Annotated in this window: 3 protein-coding genes; 1 reads left to right on the forward strand and 2 read right to left on the reverse strand. The window is 74.3% G+C overall.

Annotation, left to right across the window (positions count from 1 at the left end; all coding sequences use genetic code 11):
• Positions 1-92: 92 nt before the first annotated feature.
• Together K2X24_RS23610 and K2X24_RS23615 are read right to left on the reverse strand one after the other, a co-directional pair.
• The gene (locus tag K2X24_RS23610) at positions 93-3,083 is read right to left on the reverse strand and encodes a TAT-variant-translocated molybdopterin oxidoreductase (protein ID WP_292501711.1); all 2,991 of its coding nucleotides are present in this window, start codon (positions 3,081-3,083) and stop codon (positions 93-95) included.
• A complete protein-coding gene (locus K2X24_RS23615; protein ID WP_292501715.1) occupies positions 3,083-3,742 on the reverse strand; it encodes a cytochrome c3 family protein in 660 nt (219 codons plus the stop codon). Before K2X24_RS23615 ends, K2X24_RS23610 begins: the two co-directional genes overlap by 1 nt.
• 367 nt (positions 3,743-4,109) lie before the next feature.
• On the opposite strand from K2X24_RS23615, the gene K2X24_RS23620 reads away from it, so the two are divergent.
• A partial coding sequence (locus K2X24_RS23620) for an electron transporter (protein ID WP_292501713.1) occupies positions 4,110-4,902 on the forward strand: 793 nt, incomplete at its 3' end.

Here is a 4,902-nt window from a genome sequence, read left to right on the forward strand (position 1 = left end):
GGGGTCGTGCAGGGCGGCGCCGGCGACGGTGCGTTCCATTCCGCCGGGGCGCGTCGGGGTGTCGGGGGTGAGCACGGCGCCGGCCATGGGCGTCAGCCCTCCCGGCCCGGCTCGGCGCCGGGCGCCAGGCTCGCCAGATAGGTGGTGCGCGGGCGGGTGTTGAGTTCGCCGAGGAGCGCGTAGTTGCGCGGGTCCCGGCGCGCGGCCGCGACCTTGCTGCCCGGGTCGGAGAGGTCGCCGAACACGATCGCGCGGGTCGGGCAGGCGCCCTGGCAGGCGGTCTCCACCGCGCCGTCGGGGATCGGCGCATGCGCGTCCCTGGCCGAGTCGATGCGCGCGCCCGCGATGCGCTGAATGCAGTAGGTGCACTTCTCCATGACGCCGCGCGCCCGCACGGTGACCTCCGGGTTGCGCTGCTGCTGCTCCACCGGCGCCATGCCGCCGGTGTAATCGAGGTAGTTGAAGCGCCGGACCTTGTAGGGGCAGTAGCTCTGGCAGGTACGGGTGCCGATGCAGCGGTTGTAGACCTGCAGGTTCAGGCCCTCGCCGTCGTGCACCGTCGCCTCCACGGGGCAGCCGAGCTCGCAGGGCGCCGCCTCGCAATGCATGCAGGGCACCGGCTGGAAATGCGTCTCCGGCGCGTCGAGGTCGCCCGCGTAGTACCGGTCCACCCGCAACCAGTTCATCCAGCGCCCGCGCGCCACCTCCGCGCGCCCCACCACCGGAATGTTGTTCTCGGATTGGCAGGCGGTGAGGCAGGCATTGCAGCCGATGCAGGCGTCGAGGTCGATGACCATCCCCCAGGCCCGGCCGGCGCCCGCACCAGCGGAATCCGCGCCGCGCCCTGCCGAGGCCGGCGCGGGATAGAAGGAGGGTGCCGCCGCGCCCGGCGGGTCGCCGACGCTCGGGGCGCCCAGGGCCTGGACGCGCACGAAGTCGTGCCCCTGCATCGTGCCCAGATCCTGGGTCGTCACCGGCTTGGCGCGGCGGCCGGTCTTCGTCAGGGTGACGTCGGCGAGGCGATAGGGCGTGGCGGCGGGGCGCAGGGCCTGGGCGTCGTAGCCGAGCCCGTGCGCGAGGTGGTCCGGCACCCGGCGGCCGTAGCCGAGGGTGAGGGTCACGGTGCCCTCGGCCTGGCCGGGCAGGATCCAGGCCGCGCCCTCGAGACGCCGGCCGTTCGCCTCCACCGCCACGACGTCGCCGGTGGCCAGGTGCAGGCGCTCGGCGAGCCGCGGGCTGATCGCCACGACGTTCTCCCAGACGACCTTGGTCAGGGGCTTGGGCAGTTCCTGCAGCCAGCCGAGATCGGCCGAGGCCCCGTCCCAGAGGCAGGGATCGGGCCGGAAGACCGCCTCGATCCGGTCCCCGGCCCCAGGGGCCGGCAGCGGGGCGGCGACGCCCCCGGTCAGCGCCACGGTCTCCACGGGTAGGGCGGTGTCGGGCAGGAAGCCGAGGCGCAGGGCCTCCCCGAACCGGGCTTCGAAGGCGGCGGCCTCCTCGCCGGGACCGCGCCAGTGGCGCTTCAGCAGTGCGAGCCCCTGCTCGGGGCCCTCCCGCACCGGCACCTCGGCCCCGAACAGGGCCAGGATCTCGTGGGCCGAGCGGGCGCCGTAGAGGGGGGCGATGGTCGGCTGGATCAACCCGACGGTGCCGTCGAGGGCGCGGGCATCGCCCCAGCTCTCCAGGGGATGCGCCAGCGGCAAGTGCCAGTCGGCATGGGCGGCGGTCTCGTCGAAATACGTCCCCGCATGGATCTTGAACGGCACCCGCCCCAGGTGCTCGGCGAAGGCGAGGTCTCCGGACGCCTCGTAGGCCGGGTTGACCCCGAGCATCAGCAGGGTTCCGACGCGCCCGCCGGCCATCGCCTCGGCGAGGTCGGACAGGCCCTCTGCCCCGGACACCGGAACCGGCGCCGTGTGGACCACGGTCGTGCCGGTGTTGCCGAGGGCTCCGTTGATGCGGTGGACGAGGGCGTGCATCCCGGCCGGCTGCGCGAGGCCGGCGGTGACGAGGCTGCGACCGCGGTTCGCCAGGAGCGCCGCTCCGGCCCGCCGCAGCCACGCCGCCATCGGCCCCCCGTCCCGGGTCTCGGGCTGCCCGCCCTCTGCGATCCGCAGGAGATCCGCAGCCAGACGCGCCAGATCGTCCGAGCCGGCCGCCACGGCGTGGTCGGCCTTGACGCTGGTCAGTCCCGGGGTCGGCGCCGCCGCGTGCAGGGTGAGGAGCCGGCCCTCGGCCTGGGCCGCCCGGCGCGCGTCGATCCAGCGACGCGACAGGCCGACCTGACCCGGCCCGGCATCGAGGAAGTCGCCGTCGAGGCTGACGAGGGTGCGGGCGGCCTCGAACCGGACCTGCGTTTCCAGGGGCCGGCCGTAGGCCTGCCGCGCGCCGGCATAGAGCCCCTCCCGCGGCACGGTCTCGGCCACGTGCCAGCGCAGACCCGGATAGGCCGCCCGCAGCCGCGCGATCCCGGCGGCCAGCGACGGCGAAGTCACCGGCCCGGTGAGCAGGTGGAACCCCGCGCCCCCGGTCTCGCGCAGGGCCGCGAGGCGCGCCAGGAGGGCGCCGCGAAAGGCCGAGAAGGCCGCGGGCCGCCCGAGATGCTGCACGCCCTGGCTGCGGAAGGGGTCGTAGAGCCCGAGCACCGAGGCCTGGGCGAGGACGTCGGTGCCGCCCCGGCTCCAGGGATGCTCCGGATTGCCCTCGACCTTCAGGGGACGGCCGTTGCGGGTGGTGACCAGGATGCCGTTGGCGAAACCATCGAACAGGGCCGAGGTGGCGTAGGCCAGGGGGGCGCCGGCCACGATGCGCTCGGGCTGCACCACGTAGGGCACCTCGCGCGCCCGCCCGTCGAAGGCGTCGCAGGCCGAGAGCCCGGCAAGGGCGAAGGAGGCCGCCATCAGCTTGAGGAACCCGCGCCGCTCCGGCCCCTGCCCCGGGGGCAGGGCGCCCGGGAACTCGGTCGCGAGATAGGCCCGGAACGCCTCCGTTTCGGCCAGCGCGTCGAGGCTGCGCCAGAAGGCCGGGCCGTTGCCGGAGGCGAGGCGGTCGCGCAGCCGCGCGAGGTCTGGGGCCTGGTCCATCAACGGTGACAGATCCCGCATTCGAGGAGCCGGTCGCCCCCGTGGATGTGGTTCCGCGCCACGAGCTCCGGCCCGAGGGTCGCCTGGTTCGCCGGCGGGCTCCAGTTCATGTTCCAGACCTGATCGGGGGTGCGCACCCAGCGCTCCGGCGCCTGGTGGCAGTCGAGGCAGAACCGCATCTCGAAGGCGTTGGCTCGGAACGTCATCTGCATGGTGGTGACGTCCCCGTGGCAGGTGGAACAGCCGATCCCCTTCGTCACGTGGACGGAATGGTTGTAGGCGACGTATTGCGGCAGCTTGTTCAGGCGGGTCCAGCGCATGGGTTCGCCGCTGGCGTAGCTGTCGCGCACGGGCTTGAGCATGTCCGAGCCGGTCCAGATCTGTGAATGACAGGTCATGCAGGTCTCGGTCGGAGGCAGGCCGGCGCTGGCCTGCGTCTCCACCGTGGTGTGGCAGTAGCGGCAATCGATGCCGAGCTCACCCGAATGGTGCTTGTGACTGAACGGCACCGGCTGGGCCGGGGCGATGCCGACGCCGGTGACGTAGTCCGAGCGCACGATGCCGGCCACCACCACGGCGCCCCCGGCGAGGAGGGCGGCCCCGGACAGGACGGCGAGGCGCAGGAGCGCGTCGGCCCCGGGGGAGAACAGCTGCGCCATCAGGAGCCGCGCCGGATCGGGGGCACCGGGCCGGGGCACGGGATGTCACGACGTTGTCCCTTCACCCTCGCGCCCTCATCATCCTCGCGTCCGCGCCCACGTGCGCGTCCGATCGACAACCGCGCCGCTGTGGCCACGGTTCAGTCCCGGATTTCATCCCGTCGTCGGGTCGTCCCCGGCCACGGCGGGCCCGGCAGGGCTTACCCCCGGGTCCGGGGGCGAGGCGACCCAAGTTCTCGTGACATCGTCTCGTGACATCCCGGCTCGGGCCACATCCGTGGTCCCGGGAGGCCGAAAATCTCCGGTCGCCCCGGGCTGCGACGTCGGGCCAGATGCGCCGGCGGGCCGGATCGGGCATGGATACGGCATGCGAGGCCCCCGCTCCCGCCCCGCGACCGGCCGCGCGGTCGCACTTCTTCTCGGCCTCGCGGGGGCGGGCCTGACGCCCGCGACGGGCTTGGCGCGGCTCGCGCAGAACGAACTGGCGCAGGTCGCGGTCGCGCCGGCTCCCGGTGCCCGCGTGCCCCTCGATCTCGCGCTCACGGATGCCGAGAGCGGGCCGACCACCCTGGGCGCGGCCCTGGCCGGGCGCGCGACGCTGCTGCTGCCGGTGGACTACACCTGCGGCAATGTCTGCGACCCGATGCTGGCGATGTCGGCGGCGGCCCTGGCGGCCACCGGCCTCCCGGCGACCGGCTTCCTCCTGGTTGGCCTCGATCCGCGGGACGACGCGGCCGCCGCCCGGCGGATGCTGGGACCTGATCCCACCGGCGTGGGCCCAGCCGCGCGTGCCCTGGTGGGCGACGGCGCCGCCATCGCCCGCCTGACCGGCGCCCTCGGCTACCGCTTCGTGATCGACCGCGACACCAACAGCATCGCGCATCCGGCCGCCGCGATCCTGCTGACGCAGGACGGGCGGGTGGCGCGGGTGCTGTCGCCGCTCGCCCTCAACGGCCGCGACCTGCGCCTCGCGCTGATCGAGGCGGGGGAAGGCCGGGGCAGTACGCTCGCCGACCGGCTCACCCTGCTCTGCTACGGCTACGACGCGGTGCGCGGCGTCTACACGCCGCTGATCGAACGCATCCTGAGCCTGGCCGGGGCCGCGACCGTGCTGGCGATCGGGCTCGGCGTGTGGCTGCTGCACCGACGCGGCCGGCCTG

Origin of the sequence: Methylobacterium sp. (assembly GCF_019750675.1) — a bacterium.
Classification (GTDB): Bacteria; Pseudomonadota; Alphaproteobacteria; order Rhizobiales; family Beijerinckiaceae; genus Methylobacterium.